15 protein-coding genes and 5 tRNA genes are annotated in these 17220 nt (G+C 55.7%); 9 read left to right on the forward strand and 11 right to left on the reverse strand.

The window, feature by feature from the left end:
- The first annotated feature begins 576 nt into the window (after positions 1–576).
- Positions 577–843 carry a hypothetical protein gene (locus LYZ69_07805; GenBank protein ID MDV3278355.1) on the forward strand — a complete coding sequence of 89 codons (267 nt, stop codon included), beginning with the start codon at positions 577–579 and terminating at the stop codon, positions 841–843.
- A gap of 8 nt (positions 844–851) precedes the next feature.
- Here the strand turns inward: LYZ69_07805 and LYZ69_07810 are convergent.
- Positions 852–939: transfer RNA gene (locus LYZ69_07810), tRNA-Leu, on the reverse strand.
- A 1190-nt stretch (positions 940–2129) separates the two neighbouring features.
- Positions 2130–2219, reverse strand: a tRNA-Thr gene (locus LYZ69_07815).
- Positions 2220–2319: 100 nt separating this feature from the next.
- On the opposite strand from LYZ69_07815, the gene LYZ69_07820 reads away from it, so the two are divergent.
- A tRNA-OTHER gene (locus LYZ69_07820) sits at positions 2320–2469 on the forward strand.
- A gap of 83 nt (positions 2470–2552) precedes the next feature.
- Here LYZ69_07820 and LYZ69_07825 read toward each other — a convergent pair.
- From LYZ69_07825 to LYZ69_07840, 4 genes are all read right to left on the reverse strand, one after another.
- Positions 2553–4208, reverse strand: a complete 1656-nt coding sequence (locus tag LYZ69_07825; protein MDV3278356.1) for a hypothetical protein — start codon at positions 4206–4208, stop codon at positions 2553–2555.
- 233 nt (positions 4209–4441) lie between these two features.
- Entirely contained in the window at positions 4442–5839 is a 1398-nt protein-coding gene (locus tag LYZ69_07830) for a hypothetical protein (GenBank protein MDV3278357.1), read from the reverse strand.
- 4 nt (positions 5840–5843) lie between these two features.
- Positions 5844–7196, reverse strand: a complete 1353-nt coding sequence (locus LYZ69_07835) for an acetyl ornithine aminotransferase family protein (protein MDV3278358.1) — start codon at positions 7194–7196, stop codon at positions 5844–5846.
- Positions 7197–7235: 39 nt separating this feature from the next.
- Positions 7236–7583 (reverse strand): hypothetical protein, encoded by a 348-nt coding sequence (locus LYZ69_07840; GenBank protein ID MDV3278359.1) that lies wholly within the window; start codon positions 7581–7583, stop codon positions 7236–7238.
- A 98-nt stretch (positions 7584–7681) separates the two neighbouring features.
- Between LYZ69_07840 and LYZ69_07845 the strand changes: the two genes are divergently transcribed.
- Entirely contained in the window at positions 7682–8332 is a 651-nt protein-coding gene (locus tag LYZ69_07845) for a peptidylprolyl isomerase (protein MDV3278360.1), read from the forward strand.
- A gap of 425 nt (positions 8333–8757) precedes the next feature.
- Here the strand turns inward: LYZ69_07845 and LYZ69_07850 are convergent, their stop codons facing one another.
- Positions 8758–9141 carry a VOC family protein gene (locus LYZ69_07850; protein MDV3278361.1) on the reverse strand — a complete coding sequence of 128 codons (384 nt, stop codon included), beginning with the start codon at positions 9139–9141 and terminating at the stop codon, positions 8758–8760.
- Positions 9142–9229: 88 nt separating this feature from the next.
- Between LYZ69_07850 and LYZ69_07855 the strand changes: the two genes are divergently transcribed.
- Positions 9230–9772, forward strand: coding sequence for a hypothetical protein (locus LYZ69_07855; GenBank protein MDV3278362.1), 543 nt, complete (start codon positions 9230–9232; stop codon positions 9770–9772).
- A gap of 72 nt (positions 9773–9844) precedes the next feature.
- Here LYZ69_07855 and LYZ69_07860 read toward each other — a convergent pair whose 3' ends face one another.
- Both LYZ69_07860 and LYZ69_07865 read right to left on the reverse strand, forming a co-directional pair.
- Positions 9845–10177 (reverse strand): DUF1801 domain-containing protein, encoded by a 333-nt coding sequence (locus LYZ69_07860; protein MDV3278363.1) that lies wholly within the window; start codon positions 10175–10177, stop codon positions 9845–9847.
- A 39-nt stretch (positions 10178–10216) separates the two neighbouring features.
- The gene (locus tag LYZ69_07865; GenBank protein MDV3278364.1) at positions 10217–10921 is read right to left on the reverse strand and encodes a hypothetical protein; all 705 of its coding nucleotides are present in this window, start codon (positions 10919–10921) and stop codon (positions 10217–10219) included.
- 64 nt (positions 10922–10985) lie between these two features.
- On the opposite strand from LYZ69_07865, the gene LYZ69_07870 reads away from it, so the two are divergent.
- A tRNA-Pro gene (locus LYZ69_07870) sits at positions 10986–11107 on the forward strand.
- Positions 11108–11284: 177 nt separating this feature from the next.
- Here LYZ69_07870 and LYZ69_07875 read toward each other — a convergent pair.
- Positions 11285–13621, reverse strand: coding sequence for a tetratricopeptide repeat protein (locus LYZ69_07875; protein ID MDV3278365.1), 2337 nt, complete (start codon positions 13619–13621; stop codon positions 11285–11287).
- 282 nt (positions 13622–13903) lie between these two features.
- Positions 13904–14149, reverse strand: coding sequence for a DUF4242 domain-containing protein (locus tag LYZ69_07880; protein ID MDV3278366.1), 246 nt, complete (start codon positions 14147–14149; stop codon positions 13904–13906).
- Positions 14150–14532: 383 nt separating this feature from the next.
- On the opposite strand from LYZ69_07880, the gene LYZ69_07885 reads away from it, so the two are divergent.
- The 4 genes from LYZ69_07885 to LYZ69_07900 form a co-directional block, all read left to right on the forward strand.
- On the forward strand, positions 14533–15645 hold the full coding sequence (locus tag LYZ69_07885; GenBank protein MDV3278367.1) for a DNA polymerase IV: 1113 nt from the start codon (positions 14533–14535) through the stop codon (positions 15643–15645).
- Positions 15642–16046 carry a hypothetical protein gene (locus tag LYZ69_07890; GenBank protein MDV3278368.1) on the forward strand — a complete coding sequence of 135 codons (405 nt, stop codon included), beginning with the start codon at positions 15642–15644 and terminating at the stop codon, positions 16044–16046. Before LYZ69_07885 ends, LYZ69_07890 begins: the two co-directional genes overlap by 4 nt.
- A gap of 145 nt (positions 16047–16191) precedes the next feature.
- A tRNA-Thr gene (locus LYZ69_07895) sits at positions 16192–16298 on the forward strand.
- A 241-nt stretch (positions 16299–16539) separates the two neighbouring features.
- Positions 16540–17220, forward strand: a 681-nt coding sequence (locus LYZ69_07900; GenBank protein ID MDV3278369.1) for an aldo/keto reductase, incomplete at its 3' end; no start/stop codon positions are given.

Consider the following 17220-nt stretch of genomic DNA (forward strand, 5'->3'; position numbering starts at 1 on the left):
CCAGATTCAACGAAGTTTGAATTCGCCAAGTCAAGATTCATTACACAACCAAACCGCGGTATGGCGAGAATCCCGCACCTCGAAGTTTCGAAATTGCTGTCCCGAAGACCAAGCTATACGACTGAAGCTTGAAGAGCAACTGGAGGGAGAGTTACGAGACGTACCAAACGAAGAAAGCCTGAAAGAGAATGCCAAGGTTCTGCGAGCTCTGTCGCATCCTCTACGCCTGCAGATTGGATTGCTTCTCTTGAAGAGGGATCACTGCGTTTGTGAGCTTGTGCAGCTCACCGGAAGAAAAAGAAATCTCGTCTCTCATCATCTTTCAGTAATGCGGAGAAGCGGGGTCGTTCATCCGCATGTTTCCAGATGGAAGTACTACAGGTTGGACGAAAGGGCAGTTCATATTCTGCGAGGATTTCAGCACACCTCGGATTCACCAACGCAATTTGTGTATTGATTATGTTACGCTTCGTGCTGAGGGTAGGACCTCGAACAAGCACGCTGGGCGAAAACTCGTTGGAAGTCGTTCTACTCTGATGTTCGAGCGTTCTCGAAGATAGTCTTTTCAGTCTCTCGATGCTAACGGTCTGGGACATGAGACGGATGAGGAAAGTGGCAGCAATAGGCATCGTTGTCATCGTTGTCTTGGCATTCTTCTTCGCGCCCGTGGTCTTTTGGTTCAGAGCCGGTCCCACTTTCCAACCTTTACCACATCCCTCTCCAGCATACACCAACGTCTACAGGTCGCTCGGGTGTGTTACTCTCGGATTCGGCGACCTCTATGCTTCTGATTGGTTCGGATTTGTTCTCGGATGTCAGATTCCTGTGCCTGTCCCTGTCTGAAGAGAACATGGTGCGGGGGGTGGGATTCGAACCCACGAACCCCTGAGGGACGAGGTCCTGAGCCTCGCGCCGTTGACCAGGCTGGGCGACCCCCGCGTTGTCTCGTCGAGCCGCCCCTTTGGGTTAATAATCTATTGCGAGAACCCGGCCCGATTTTCTGAAGACGAGAGCCACGGCCGAGATTCGGATAACTCGCATCACTCCGAAACACCACATTTTGGAGTTCGTCAGACGAACCCCATTTGGCCAAGGGACGGGTTGGTGCTATTATAGAACCAAAAGGTTTCATAATGTATTACACGTGGGCGCAGGGATTCCTTGGCGAGGCGTTCGGACTGTCAATGACTGACGGAAGTCTCCCAAAACCAGTCCAGGCCGCGCCTATGGCGGTTCACTCCCACGACGAGTTCGTCCAAGCAATTACATCTCTGCGTGAACGCTATACCAACAAGGAGTTGACGCCGAACGAACGCAAGCGTTTCGTTCAATCGATGTACTACTTGCTCGGATGGATGGTGGGAGACGCAGAAAAAGGGATGGGCTCTAGACGCCTGATGACCGTCAGAATTAAACTAGAACTGTGTCGGAAGCATCCAGAGAATCTACGACTAGGAAATTACGTGATGTCGTGTGTAGAGCTGCTTGGCATCCGCTGGGCAAGGCTACCAGACCGGCCTTCACGGCCAAGAGATCCCCACGGGTCGTATCTTTGGGGGTCTCGTTTCTCACATATCTTGGGCTGGATGTTCACGGCTTGCTTAGGACTCGCATGGAACGAACGAGCTTCATACACCCCCGTCAAGATGGGTTGGTTGCTCTCGGCCCCAGAAGAGATGCGAATCTGGTTCCTCAGAGGCTTGGCTGATTCCGACGGCGACGTGCACTTCAGGAGCAAGGCGGTAGACATAACGAGCCTTCCGAACACACCCTTCATTAAAAAGACATTCGACTCGATAGGAATACGAAGTAGAACAAGATATCAAAAGGCGAAGAGATGCAGTAGCATCACTGTCTCTGTATACGACGCCTTCAGAATCCGGCTTTTCAATCCGTATATTCCGACTCACAGGCGTAATATGCTCGAAAGGCTGGCAAGAGCAAAGACCCACCCTCGCCATTGGCCTGCTTGGCTCGAAGCCAAGGTGTCGCGCCTGATTCAAGAAAGGCACGACGCCAGGTCGATATGCGAAAGAGTTCTCGACGAAGACAACGTCTTCATCAAGATGCATACAGTAAGCAGGAAAATGGAACGTACAAGACCCAATCCAGCGCCCAGAAGATCAAGGAGCCTCGAGTGGGACTCGGACCCACGACCTTTGCCTTACCAAGGCAACGCTTCGGCCAGTAAACCCTCTAGCCAGCTGAGCTATCGAGGCTCGCCGAGACCAACTTAATTATGCTTTTATCCTTTGAAACACCAACAGTCACTGCTATCACTGAACAGTTAAAGAGCCAACGCCGCTCAGGCCGAAGCGTGCCGGGGTAGCACAGCTTGGTCTACTGCGCCGGGGCTAGCCGTAGCGGCGTGACTCATAATCGACCAGGATGCGAAATCCGGAGAGGACGTAGAACTCCCCGGTGATCGCGGGCTCGAATTGAAAGCGAACGAGAATCCCGCCCCCGGCACTCATAGCTTCACGTCAATCTATGGCACTGATGTCAAGTCTTTTACTGCCACGGTGCTTCGAAGCACACCACTTTCTCCGGTGTCACCAGAAATCGGCGAAGCTCCCTATGGTCGAAGTCGAATCGTGAAACGAGACCGTCTTCGTCGCCGCGTCTGCGGCTGCCCCCACATTCGGGAACGTCTCACCCCACCGCCAAAGAACCTTCCAATATGACTGGTTGCCCTGTAGGGACTGCGCGTGGTCTACGCAGCTCCATGTTCCGTTCAGCAGTATTGATGGACAAGCGAACGTGACTGCCCAAGCCCCATTCAGTGGCCGAAGGCTAGTGACTCCGAACTGGAAGAAGAACGCGCCACCAGGAGACGGCTTGTCGGGCGGGCCGAGCCAGCCAGCGTTGAACGCAACGTTCATGCGAGCCGACGCCTGGAAAGAACCAAGCACGACAGGTTCTGCGTCCGAACCATACTCCCAGACTACCGTGTGGTTCTCCCACCGCAGCGTTAGTCGCAGAGGCTGGTCTGGACTCTCGCCTCTATACGGCGCTGAAACACGATACAGCAAGATCTTCCATGAGTGACCGCCGCACGCCGCGTTGGCATCGCATATTCGCCAAGCGCTCGCCGCGAGGTTCTCGCTCCCATTTCCCCACAAGACGACATCGAAACGGTAGCCGTAGTCTATACCATCGGTGCAGCAGTCAGCCGAGTGTACACCTATTCCCGCTGCGATGAAGTTGCCTGCGGGTATGGCAGCAACATCGGAATCCGCGAAGCTCACGTTAAGCGAGACCGCGGTCGGGCGAACCATCGGGCTTGACATGAATCCGCCGACATACAATGGAACCGCATAGGAATAGCTGCTAGGCATGCCGGGATTGGATGATGCTACGACTTGTCCAGCAACGGCATCCGGCCAAACGACCAAACTCGTCAACAACACGAAGAGGACGATGCCCACTAACGGCCAAGGCGACTCTCGTATCAACGCGGCAGCACGGGTCCCGCCCCGCAACATGGCGAGGGCAAGGACAGCTCCAACAAACGTGACTAACAGACTCGAAAAGGCGAAGGGCAAGATTTCCCAAAAATACTGCCAAGCCATACCCGCTCCCAACAGCAACAATGCACCCTGCGAGACAGCCGGCAATGCGAGGCGGTTTACGACACTCATCCCCTGTGGCGCCTTGAGCGTGACTGTCAACGATAGGATTCCAAGGAAGACCAATGTGGCGAAGGGATCAAAGGGAGCGAGGACCTTGGCGCCCGCGAGGGTAAAAACCACGGCGTTGTAGGCGATTGCGTAGAAAGTGCAGGCCTCCACGAAAGATGTTTGCCACCGGCTCTTGAGTTCACCACTTCTGCCGAAGCTACCAAGATATGCGGTCGCCACTCCTTCCGCGGCGAAGAAGGAACCCATCCTGAGCGGCTCGAGCCCATCTGCTCCCAAGCTGTAGCACAGGAGCGGCTGACAGACAGCATAGAACAGAGAAACGAGGATGAATACCGACAGCAAGTAGGTGACCCACGCGCGAGTAGGTCCAAACCGGTAACCGAGCGCCCCGGCGGCGAGGGCTAGGTAGACCACATCGAAGTAATACCTGTCCCCAGAGAAGGTCGCGAAGGTTTGGCTATGAATCAGGAAAAAGTGCTGTGCCAGCTTCTCGAAGGCGTAAGGAGGAGCGACGACTAACAAAACTCCGAGGGCCGGCCAGACGAGCGACCGGAATCTCGCGTTCAACTACCTCCCCAAATCGGAAGAATCACCTTTAAGGCTGCGGCAACGCATTTCCGCTGGCACTCCCAGCAACCCTTATTATCCGACGCCGACGCGGCAGGCGAAAGATTGCAGATTCCGTTCCTAGACATAACCAGCTTCTACAACTTCTTGAGCACGATGATGATAGTGCTCTTCGTAGTGGGATTGGTCGTCGTCTTCGTCTACGAGTACGAAGCCCTGAGACGGTCGAAGACCTAGCCGCGTCTATTCAGTCGCTCTACTACTGTCGTGGCGGAAACCTGCAGGGTCCATGCGCCCATCTTCGTCACCTTCGGAGTGACGCCGACTATCCTCAACCTCTCCCCTGGCTCGATTCCAGGGAACCGGGTCGAATCCTCCCGCCAACCCACCACCTCGATTTCGCCCGTATCATCGCCCACGACCAGCTCTCCCTTCTTGACTACCGAGCCGTCCCTCAACCGCACGTCTACGGCAGTCCCGCGGGAAAGGGCGATGACCTCGACCATAATCTGGGCGGCTTCATCTCTCGCGTTCTTCACCTTCACTGACAGCTCTGCCAAGCTTGGGAATCCGTCCTCCTTCGCCTGCGACAGAGACCCCGGAGTTTTGCAGACAATCCTCCCGCTGGACTCTTGGTCCGGCGACACTGCTATCACGTCGCCGCCCTTCAGACCCAAGTCAGGTGCGACCTCCACGACCCTGACCCTTTTCTCCCTGTCTAGGGCCAAGACGGTCGGGTTCCCAGCAGAGTCGGAGACTGCGGCCACCCTCAATTCCATCGAAGTCCTCTTCGAGTCAACAAAGATTGTGCTGCCAGCGTCGCCGTGCAGCTCCAGCTCCCCCCGGGAAGAACGCCTGGACCTAAGGTTCGTCAGCTTCACCCTCTGTCCCACCCTGAGGTCGGGGCGGCTCGACGGGCTCCATACGACTACGCGGCTTCTATCTTTGCTCCCATCGCCAGTCACCTCGAACTGAAAGAGAGACCCGGAGGAACCGTCTTCGCGCACAAATTCGGAGTAACGCGGTTCCGAGGACACCACGCAATCGACGACGAGGAACGGCCGCTCCTCGGTTAACTTCGTGAGCTTCTCAGAAACGCCATCGAGACCGACTAGCTTCTCCGTTACTGCTTCCTCCTTCAGCAGTTCGAGCCTTCCCCTTTTGCCAAGGTTCAGATTCGGCTTCCCGTCAAGTCCTTGCTTTACGTAGCCGCTCACGACCCTGACCGGCGCTCCGACGACGATTCCCAGCTTCTCTGGCTCGTCTGTCTGGTCGTCCCAGATTGTTAATCTGACCGAGCGATCCTTGTCGAACAACACGAGCCTGCGGTACCTGCCCGAGCCCCCGTCCTTCTTCTGGTACGTGGATACGGGGTGAATCCCCAGCACCCTAGCCACGACAGTGATGTCGTTGGCACCGACGTGCAAGTCCTTGATGGAAAGGTCGCTCGACACCGCGCGCTGCAGTGTTACTCCCAGCTCCCCTGCCACCAGGAAGAGCGCTCCTTGGTCAGTGAGGTATCCCGCACCGACCATGTCCTTCTTCTCCTCCACCCGTCTCATCAGTTCTTCCCTCGTCAATTCGGGGCGATTCCTGAGCAGCTCGTCTACCAGCGCTTCGAAGTCGGACACGGCGCTAACCTCCGACCACTGTCTTGTTTACCGCTGAAATGGCCTCTTCGAGTATGTCAAGGCCCTCGTCCAGCACCTCCTCGGTCGTGTTCAACGGAGGGATGATTCTGATCGTGTTCCTTCCCGCGGTTATCGCGAGCAACCCGCTCTTGAAGCAGTGTTCAATGATCTGGCGAGACTCCTTCTCTCCACGCTCCTTGGTCCGCTTGTTCTTGACTATCTCGACCCCGACGAACAGGCCCATCCCCCTCACATCCCCGATTATCTCGTAACACTCCTTCATTTCCAGCAAACGGCTCACGGCCCTCTTCCCGAGCCTTCTTGCGTTGTCCAGCAAGCGCTCTGATTTCATGACGTCAAGGGTTGCGAGTGCGGCCTCCACAGCCACCGGGTTGGCGCCGAAGGTCGACGCGTGTTGTCCTGGCTTCCAGCTCTCCATCACCTCTGCCTTGGCGACCATCGCGCTGAGTGGCAACCCGGACGCTATTCCCTTGGCAATCGTTATGATGTCGGGGACGACCCCGAAATTCTCTATCCCGAAGTACTTCCCGGTCCTGCCCATACCCGTCTGAATCTCATCGGAGACGAAGAGGACGCCCTCCTTCCTCATGAACTCCATGCGCTTGAAGTACTCGGGCGGCGGCACCACGTAACCTCCTTCTCCTTGAATCGGCTCAAGGAAATAAGCCGCAATCTCGTCCACGGGGACGAACTTTTCGAGGTACTGTTCCTTGAAGAAGTCGACGCAGTAGTAGTCGCACTCTGGAAAAGTCTGCTTCCACGGGCACCTGTAGCAGTACGGGAACGGGAAATGAACCACATCCGGAATCAGGGGCAGCGACCCCCTCCTCTGCATTGGCTTGCTCGCGGTGAGGCTGAGCGCTCCCATCGTCCTGCCATGGAACGCTCCCGAGTGGGCCAAGAAGATCGGCCGCTTCGTGTAGTTCCGGGTGAGCTTCATCGCCGCCTCTATAGCCTCGGCCCCGCTGTTGCCGAAGTAGACCATCTTTCGGAACTTCCCAGGAGTCAGCGAGACGAGCCGCTCTGACAGCTCCACGAGGTTCTCATAGTAGAAGTCGGTATACGAGAAATGGACGAACTTCTCAGACTGCCGCTTGATTGCCTCGACCACCTTCGGATGGGTCGAGCCGGTGCTCAGGACGGCGATGCCGGCGGTGAAGTCGATGAACTGGTTCCCGTCGACGTCCTTGATGATCGAATCATGGGCCGATTCGACCACCAAGGGGTAGAATCTGGATATCGAAGGAGAGACGAACTTGGCCGTCCTGTCCACGACCGCAGACGCCTTCCTGCCTGGGAGTTTGGTGCTTACCTTGGCGAACTTCCTTGCCTTCAAACGGGTTCATCCCCGACCCAGTTGGTCGGCCTATAACCTTTAGGTCGGAATCGAGAGTTCTATTTCCAGCACGGGGAGGTTAAGCTGCCTGCCGTCCCTCGCGGTGACGTTCTCTCCGTCTATCGTGATGTTCGAGATCTCCACGTTGCTCATGAAGCGCTTCTTCAGAACCTGGGCCACGTCGACCGACATGTTGATCGCCTCGCCCCTCGCCCTGAGGACGACCCGTTGGGCCCCACCGTTGAACATTGTGATGCAGGCGGTCACGTAATTGAGAAGCGGCTTTGACTGTCCGACTATGACCGTCTTCCTCTCCTCAGTGACCGTCCCTGTTTCCTCAGGGACTGGCTTCGTCTCCTCAGCGACTGTATTCGTCTCCTCAGACAAGCCGTAGACGGGTTTTCAGCCATGCCTTATAACGGCTTGTTTCATGCGAGAATTGCAACCGAATCATATTTGTATGCGCTTTCGGTCGAGGTGAGAGATTGCCGCAGAAGCCAAGGAGAAGGAAGCAAAGCGGGATCAGACCGGCTTACATTATCGCCGCGGCGCTCGCAGTAATACTCGTCGTCGCAATCGGTTGGTATGTATACAGCTCCTCTAGCCCACCTGCCAAGTTGGTCTACGCCCGGATTGACACCAGCATGGGCTCGTTCGAGGTGGAGCTCTTCGCTTCCTCTGCCCCAAAGACGGTGGCGAACTTCGTTACCCTCGCAGAGAGCGGCTTCTACAATAACCTCGTTTGGCACAGAATCGAGCCAAACTTCGTGATCCAGACAGGCGACCCCGCTACTAGGAACGGGGGCGGCACCAGGTCGCTCTGGGGAACTCAGGGGTCAAACACCACAGTTCCGCTCGAGATCGATCCCACACTCCACAACTATGTCGGTTATCTGGGAATGGCACGTGGCAGCGACCCCAACAGCGGGACTTCCCAGTTCTACATCAATCTCGCAAACAACACATCGCTGGATGGCAACGCCCCAGGACCTTACACTGTGTTCGGCAAGGTCATCAGCGGAATGAACGTTGCGCAGGCGATAGGAGCCGTGCCCGTGGAACTTGTTGGGAGCCAGCACGAGCCGGTGACGCCCGTCTACGTGACCAGCATTACCATTCTCAGTAACGGGCCGTAACCTATACAGGGTCTAACGGCCTATCCTACTACCTTGCTGTCTTTCTCTGTCTTATCAGCGGAGCAACAAGGCGCACCGCCACAGCAGCAGCAACACGACGTACACTTCACCTCGGCACTAGTAACGCAATCAGGCTAATTATTGACTGGTTTTGCAGCGGTATCTTCCGCTCACCTTCTCGATGGCGCCGTGCTTCTGGAGCCTCCTCAGGATGCGCGACACAATCTCTTGATGCAGCCCTACTGACCTCTTGACATCGGAGAATGCCAGCGGCAGTTCGCTTTGGCACACGGTCTCGCATATGAGTGACTCCCTCTCTGTCAGTTGTAGGCACTCCGCGTCGGCGCAATCTGCGGTCATGCAGCACACCGTTGACATAAGACGCCTGGCTGAACCAGAGTCGCCCCGGTATTTATTGACCGACGTCACGCTTCGAAGAGTTCTATCCAGATGCCATTGGTGTCCTTGACGTAAGCCCACCTGCTTGTCTTCCCCTCGATTTCCTTGACCACTGGATGTCCCATCCTTTTCGCTTCACCAAGAGCCCTTTCGAGGTTCGCCACGCCAAACGCTAGGTGGTCCAACCCCTCTCCTACCGTATACTTGGTGTAGAACGGGCTATTGCGGGGGTAGTAGTTCAGCTCAATCCCGAACTTGCCGCCGCTCGACTGCAGGAACGCTACTTCGCCCTTGGTGGCCTCAATCTTGAATCGACCTTTGTACTTCATGCCCAACAGCTTCTTGTAGAACCACACGGACTTCCTCAGATTCCTGACTCGAATTCCGACATACGTGAACTTCGCTCTCATGGCCGAAAGATCCCTTACCACTTTCTAAAAAGAACGTCGCTGAGCTCGACCAACGAAGAATTATAGCTGGGCGGCTGGCCGAGACTCCATGGATCCCACGAGAAAGCAAGCGCTCTTCTCCGAGGGGAACGTTCCACCAGGGGGCGTTTGCCTTTCATTCTTCGTCGTACTACGTCACGGGAACAAGATACTCATCGGCAAGATGGCGAAGCCGGAGATCTGGGTGGGGCGGTTCTTCGTCAGGAAGGACTTCGCTCCGACGTATGCGAGCAGCGGCAAATTCCTGCTTCCCGCCAGACACTTGGCGTGGTACGAATCGCCGCTGGAGGCCGCGGAAGGCGTCGTCAGGGACCAGCTTCAGCTCAAGGTCCAGAAGGGCCGTCTGCGAATGATTGATGCCCAATCTCACGTCAGGGGCGACATTGACAACAAAGACCAGCCACCACACTGGGACATCTGCTTCGTCTTCGAAACGAAGGTCTCGGAGAGGTTCGTTAGAACTGTCAAACCACTTCCTTGGTTCACAGAGCTCGGGTTCAGGCGGCTGTCTGACTTGACTCCGAACGACTTCACGCGCGGCCACGGCGACGTGCTCGAAGTGGCGGGCCTGCTGAAGACCAAGCGGGCATAAGACCAACGATCTTCCGCATGCAGTTCGGTTAGGACGCCGATTGGCGGCCCCACTTGAAACCTAGTACGCCGCTCATTCCACGAGCGCGGCCGCCTCTTTCAGCAGTCGACCGAACTCCTTCTCATCCATGTCCGCCTTACTTCTGACCTTCAGGTGTCTCAGGCCCTTTCCCGTCCCTTCCAGCTTCTTGGACTTCAGCTTGGCCCCCATGAAGAAGCCGAGGTTGACATGATCACTGTAATGCATGATGCAGGCGACGTTCTTTCCGTTTACTGTGTAGACTGGGTTGCCCCACTTGACCTGTTCGACGGCACTCGGGAGTGCTCTCTTGATCGTCCCCCGCAGAGCCTGCGTCAGCGCCCGCAACTTTGGGTCGACGCCCTTGAGCATCTCGTCTACGTCCATCACTTCCCCAAGTCACGTGTCAGAATATTTAACGACGCTTCAGTACCCACTCTTCAATAGCCCAGCGTAGTCGAATACCATCACCCCGTCGCTGTTCTCAAGCGCATACTGGAACTGGGACCGATAGTCCTGTTCGCTCGACGTGGCGAACACTTCAACGCTGGCGATTATGCCATGCCTGATGTACTGCTGGGTGCCCGACCCGTAGGTTTCGAGAATGAGGAGATCGGGCTTCAGAGGAGATCCCATATTCGTGGTTGTTACGGCCGTCTCGCCGTGGTACGAAGCCTTTAGGCTTGCGAGCAGCGCCTCCTGTGTCCCTAGATCAAGTGTCGACGCGTCCAGGCTCATACCGTCCTCGCCAAGGAGATAGAGCGAGGTAGGCAGCTTCTGGGATGAGTTTGTTATGTAGAGGGCGAAGAAGATTTTCAGGTTGCTGGCATGCGTTTCATTGACAAAGGTGGCGAGTTGCCCGTTGCTGAAGAGGGTGGTTCCCTGGCGGTATACTTGAAAGAAGACAGTGTTGAACTCATGAGACGAAGCGTAGCTGATCAAACTGCCGAAGTTCGAGCCGTTTACAATACCATTTCCTTGGTTTACATACAGGATGATCGGCTGCCCGGAACGACTTCCCGTCAGATAGACCGCGGCAGTTGTGCCCAGCGCCAGAACCGCGACAACCCCCAGAACGTACCAAACGAGCCTCCTGCCCCACCTCCGCTTCTGCCGCCTGCTTGCTGACATGCGACGAGGTTTTCGCGAAGCCACGCGATAGGATATAAAGCGAGGGAGGCCGAGCCGGGCGATAGGGGTCGTCGGCTAGTCTGGTCTAGGCTTCAATTGCCTAAGAAGAGGCCTCGGGAAGCAAGCCGTAGTTCTCTTGCTCGGGAACGCTTGAGATCGCTGGTTCAAATCCGGCCGACCCCACCAAATTCATTGGGTCAAGCGTTCTTTGCCCCGCGTTTTGCTACGCAGTAAAGGGGAAATCAGGGAAGTTAAGGTTCGGGGCAGACGCTCTGGCTCGTGCAAGCCAAGTTGTTCAGCATTTGCCTCTAAAGGGCATCCGGGGCCAAGTCCCGGTGACCGCGCCCTCGGGCTTACCACGATTCATTCTCCCAAACCTACCTTTGTGACGAGCGCTCGGAACTTGGGATCGTCTCGAACACTGTCGTAGATTGGTTCACACTTTACGTGAATTATCTCAGGCGTCCGTTCGTCACTTGCCTTGTTCAGCCAATCTATTGCTTTTTCCTCATCGCCGAGCCCGAGGTAGATGAGGCCGATGTCAAATGCGGCGCTGGGGGGAGGCGGTAGGGGGAGAATCGAACTCTTGCGTGATGCCTGGAAAGTCCCAGCAAGTAGCTCGCCGAGTATCTTTCTAGCTTCCGCTGTTCTACCTGAAAGACCGTAGACGTGACCCAGCCTCCCACTTGTCGCCCGTCCGCCAGCGAGCCTGTCAGCTTCTTGGAACTCCTTTATGGCATCACCGTACATTCCCTTCTCGACGAGTGCGAATGCCCGGTACCCATGGGCTCCGCCGTAATTCGAGTCGAGTTCCAGCGCCCTTTCAGCCGCCTCAATTGCTTTATCGTATTGTCTGGCGAAGAGGTACTCCTCCGATGCGTTGCAATGAATTCTCGGGGAAAGAGGATCGAGTTCTTGGGCGCGTTGGACTTCACTAATTGCTTCTTCGAAACGACCGACGTGTCCGAGAAACAGCGCGTACCAGCCATGCGCGGTCGCGTAACTGGGGTTCAGCCTAATGGCCTGCTTGAACTCTTTCTCGACTTCGTCCCACTTCCATTCAAATTCCTGGTGAATTGCCGCAAGGGCAACGTGGGGTTCGGCAAGTTTGCTGTCGAGCGTTATTGCTTTCGTAGCAAATTGCAGTGCCCTCGGGTACGCCTCCTTTGGTGAGACGTAGCCATTCCTACCCAGCAGGAGGTGAGTATCAGCGAGCCCAGCATAGGCCTGAGCGTAGGTGGGGTCCTTCTCGATTGAACGTTCAAACTGCTCCAGGGCTTTCGCGAACGCGTCAATTGTGCCCCTGTTCCAGAAATATCTCCCCTTCAGATAGCGCGTGAAGGCTTCAGTTTCTTCCGTCCGCCCCTCTGGTGCAGGCGCAGCTACCGCAACTCTTAGAGCACTTGCTACGTTAGATGCGACGTCACCTTGCACTTTGAAGATATCTGCCATCTCTTTGTCGTATGTCTCGGCCCAAAGGTGTTCCTCTGAAGCTGTATCCACAAGCTGAACTGCAATTCGCAGATTGTTCCCTGATTTTCTGACGCTTCCCTCGATAATCGTTTGGACTCCGAGTTCTCGCCCGATTTCTCGAATCGGCTTTGCTGTACCTTTGTAGCGCATCACCGAGGTCCGAGCGATTACGCGCAAGTCCCCCATCTGTGATAATTTGGAGATTAGCTCTTCTGTCATCCCATCGGCAAAGTATTCGTCCGCCGGATCAGGACTCATGTTTGCAAGCGGAAGAATTGCCAGCCGCATGCTCTTGGTTAGCAGGGGCATTCCAGGCTCTTCCCTCTCAAGCATCAAAGAGCCCACTTTGACAGATACGTACTCGCCCGCAAGTCTCACCTTTCTTGATTGGGCCGCTACCCAGAATTCTTTGTTTTCCGGATCGCCGGGAGCGAACAAATAGTCAAACTTGACTCGGTCCTCGCCTCGGGGGACGCGCTCTACACACGACACCGCAAGACCCCGGAGCTGCCTCGCACTGGAAAAGGCCGGATTCACAGCTATGAAGTAGAGGGCCAGCTTGTCGATTTCCTCAACAACGATGCCCCTCTCCCTCGCCGATTCGACGATTTGGGTTGCAGCGACCAGCAGCTTGTCGCCGACTCCGAGCGGCGGTATTACGAATTCGCATCCTCTCAGAATCCTGCTCAGAAGATCCTTGCCCTTTGGCCTCCCTGCAATCTTCGCCTTCATTTCATCGAGGCTAGACCCGCCGCTCCCTGCCAGAACAAAACAGATTCTACGTTTACCCTCCTTCGATGGCTCAATGCACGGCAGGAGGGCCTCGTAGGGCCATGGCTCCAACGGCTTCGAGTCAATCTCGTCGATGAAACACAAGCATGGTCTGCTAGATTTCTCCGCGCTCTCCAGCAATCTCCTGAATTCGGCCTCGCCTGTTTGCGCTAGATTGAATTCCCTGTAGTCAACGTCTCTTGCGAGGGACTTCGCGATTTGTTGAACAAAGAATGTTTTGCCACTCCCAGGAGGGCCCCAAACCAGAAAGCTGGACCTCCCTGGCTTCTGGTTCTCAAAGCCTGAGATTATCTTGAGTTTGAAATCCTTAAGCGAGTTTCTCACATCGTTGTCAAATCTCACATATTCCCCAACTATCCCGTATCGGTCCAACTGTACCTCGTCCATCTTGGATAGAAGGCGCTCAGTCTCTTCCTCCACAGAGGCCGGGCTCATTTGTTTTTCCCGCGTTCTAGGACCGACCCGACATATTATGGGTTTGCAAGGCTGGGGCCACGAGTCAAGAAATCAGCTGTATCCGCCTGGGCCTAACCGTCTCGGGGATTTCCATGAAGATCGTGGGTGCCGCCTGAATTGCTCGTCCCAAATCAACGATTAGGATGTCTTTGAACACAACGTGCTGGATAGAAATCACCCGAGACACGTTGAGCTGCGGCGAGCCCTGTGGGGTCCAAGCCCAACTGAGTTCTAAGAATGGATTCCTGTGTGATAACTCGTTTACTTGCCTTCCGTTACCTCGTGGATCTCATCCGCAACCAGGCCATGGGCCTCCTTGTGTACCTTGTTGGGAGTCTTGCTGTCCGGCGCGCTGACGAGGCAAAAGACAGATTCTGACTTCTCGTCCACCCAATACTTCAGGAATTGTACTCCGTGCTTCCCCTGGTGTTCGAGATCCTTCTGATGGGCTTCGGCCACCGCTTTCGCGGTCACCCCTTTGACCTTCTTGTGCACATCAATGTACAATGGCATTGATTGGATTGTCTTCGGCGTTTGTTATTTATGTCTAATGGGCCCGGCGGGGTCCGAACCCAGCAGACTGAGCTCTTGTCGAGTCTTTGAGCACAATTCATTGTGTTGTAGTCTCGGCGACTACATCTCTTCGGGTTCAGTCCTTAACAGCATTTCAAGGAGTCGTATGATTTCTTGCCCTGGCCGGGATTTGAGCATGGGTCGCAGTCTGAGTTGTGCTTTTATACGCAGCCCGAACACTCGAAATCGAGTGGTCAGAACGTGGGCAAAGAGGGAAGTTCTCAAGCCTCTCTGCCCACATCAAAAGTGATAGGGGAAGATCCGGCCGACTCCACCTTCAACAATAGCTAAATCGGCCGCGACGACGCTCTGTTTTCTTGGTTCGCGTCATAGGTCACCTCGACCTCGACTACTTCTACGCCCAGGTCGAAGAGGCAGAGAACCCCGCGCTGAAGAGCATGCCCGTCCTCGTCTGCGTCTTTTCTGGAAGGACAGAAGACAGCGGCGTCGTAGCCACCGCGAACTACAAAGCGAGGGAGTTCGGAGTCAGGTCTGGAATGCCGATCGTCTCTGCCAAGCGCAAGCTTCAGGGTGAAAACCCAGTCCTAATCAAAATGAAACGTGAGAAGTACGAATTGGTTTCGGAGAGGGTGATGCAACTCGCGAGGGAGAATGTGGACGCGTTGGAACAAACTGGAATCGACGAAGCCTTTCTCGACATGACTCGAGTTTCGCACGAAGACTTCGGCAAGGCGAAGCAGATTGCGGCAAAGATCAAGGAGTCTGTCCTGGCATCAGAGCGATTGACATGTTCCATCGGTGTGGGGAGGAGCAAGGCCGTGGCCAAGGTGGCGTCCGACTTCAAGAAGCCAGACGGATTGACGATGGTGCCGCCCGAATCGACAACGTCGTTTCTGAATCCCCTCCCCGTCACCAAGCTGTATGGGGTAGGACCGAAGACGGCGCAGATTTTGGAAGGCCTCAAAATCACAACAGTAGAGGAGCTCTCGAAGGCAACGGTTCAGGAGTTGGAGGGGCGCCTCGGGAGAAAGCTCGCTATGCATCTCCGCGCCGAGGCCAACGGTCAAGATGACGACCCTGTGTCGGAGAAACAGGAGCCCACCCAGCTGAGCAGGATTATTACGCTGAAGCACGACACGAACGACTCGGATATTGCTCTCGCCCAGTTGGCCGGGGCCCTTGAGGACCTCCACCGACGCCTCAACTCGCGTGACATCTCATTCAGAACCCTCACTGCTATCGCAATCCTCACCGACCTCTCGACCAAGACGAAAAGCAGGACCTTCGAAAGCCCCGCGTCGGACCTTACAACCATGAAGGAGGGAGTCCGCACCCTTCTGGGCGAGCTTGGCAGAACAGTCGGCAAGGAGTTCAGGCGGGTGGGTGTGAGACTTTCTGACCTGTCAAGCGTCAAGGACCAAACATCATTAACCCAGTTCCTTCGTGAGAAGAAGGCCGACAACGCTTGAGCGACGCGAAAGAGACCCTGAAACTCGCAGCCCGCAGGTATGCGGGCTACGGCGCGATGCTGGACAGGGCGATTGACACGGTCCTCTCTGGCGGGGTGAAGGAGCACAGGTTCGTCCCCAGTGGCAGGCGGTTATACACGGTCGTGGGGCGCCTGGGAGACGAGTTCATCGACCCAGAGAAGCCGTACTGCTCGTGCTCAGACTTCTTCTTCCAAGTGATGAGCGGCAAAGCCGAGCTCTGTTATCACCTTCTGAGCCACAAGATTGCCGTCGACCAAGGAAAGGTCCAAGTCGTAACGCTCGACGACGAAGAATACGGTCAGTTCTTCGCTATGGTGGTCGGCGACGTATTCGGCGTGCTCGACAGGAGCAGCGGCCCGCCGTCGCTTCGGCTGCCATAAGGCGAAGACGACGCTGACGAAACGATGGGGTGAACCCGAAGACGGCACTCCAATCCAAGAGTTAATGTCTCGAAGTAATCCTATCCGACGAAGGAATAGCAGAACTAAATAGAGATAAACCGTTCTTGACGTAGCCAAGGGCCGTGCCAGCGTAGCTCAGCCTGGTTAGAGGAAAAACCGACTTCAGCGCCTGCCTTGTACGGCCGCGCCAAAGCGAGCAGGAAATCGTGAGTTCAAACCTCACCGCTGGCTCATCCTCAATACAGGTTTTGCTTCCACTTCAGCGTTCTTATCTTGACAGGCACTCGGTCTTCAGTCAGAAGTGTCTCTCGGATTGACTTTGCGTCAAGGCCTTCACAAATCAAGCCTTTCACCCTCGCTTCCAGCCATCCTGGCCAGTGCCTTTGGAATGTCGCCGCGTTACATATCCTCCCGAGGCTCTTCAAAATCAACAGTGATACTTCTAAAGGCAGCTGTCGCGAGTATCTAGGCAATGGAGTACAGGACAATCGGGAAGACCGGAGAGAAAATCTCGACGATAGGGATGGGCACTTGGAAGCTGGGTACGATCCGGAGTTCAAAGGAGAGGCTTGAGCAGATGGACTCGCTTAGGCGGGGAATCGAGCTCGGAATCAACCTAATCGATACTGCCGAGGCCTACGGGTCGGAGCCGCTGGTCGCCGAGGTGATTAAGGATAGAAGAGACTCGGTCTTCGTCGCCACCAAGGTCTGGCCGAACCACCTGCACCACGACGACGTCTTGGAGGCCTGCAAAGGGAGTCTTCAGAGGTTGGGAATCAAGCAGATTGACCTGTACCAGGTCCACTGGCCAAACCCGCGAATCCCTATCAGGGAGACGATGAACGCGATGGAGAAACTGGTCCGCGACGGTCTCGTCAGATACATCGGCGTCAGCAACTTCTCTGTAGAACAGACGAAAGGAGCTCAGGACGCGCTTACGAAGAGCGAGCTCGTCTCGAACCAGGTCGAGTACTCTCTGAACCAGAGGTCGATAGAGGCAGACATCCTGCCGTACTGCGAGAAACAGGGGATGACAGTGATCGCCTACAGCCCGCTCGGAAGCGGCAGCATTCCAGCGTCGCACGTCCCGCGTGCAATCCTGACCAAGTACAACGCGACCCCAGCGCAGGCGATTCTGAACTGGGTCACCTTC

The sequence above is a fragment of the Nitrososphaerales archaeon genome, from assembly GCA_032906765.1.
Classification (GTDB): domain Archaea; phylum Thermoproteota; class Nitrososphaeria; order Nitrososphaerales; family Gagatemarchaeaceae; genus DASPPF01.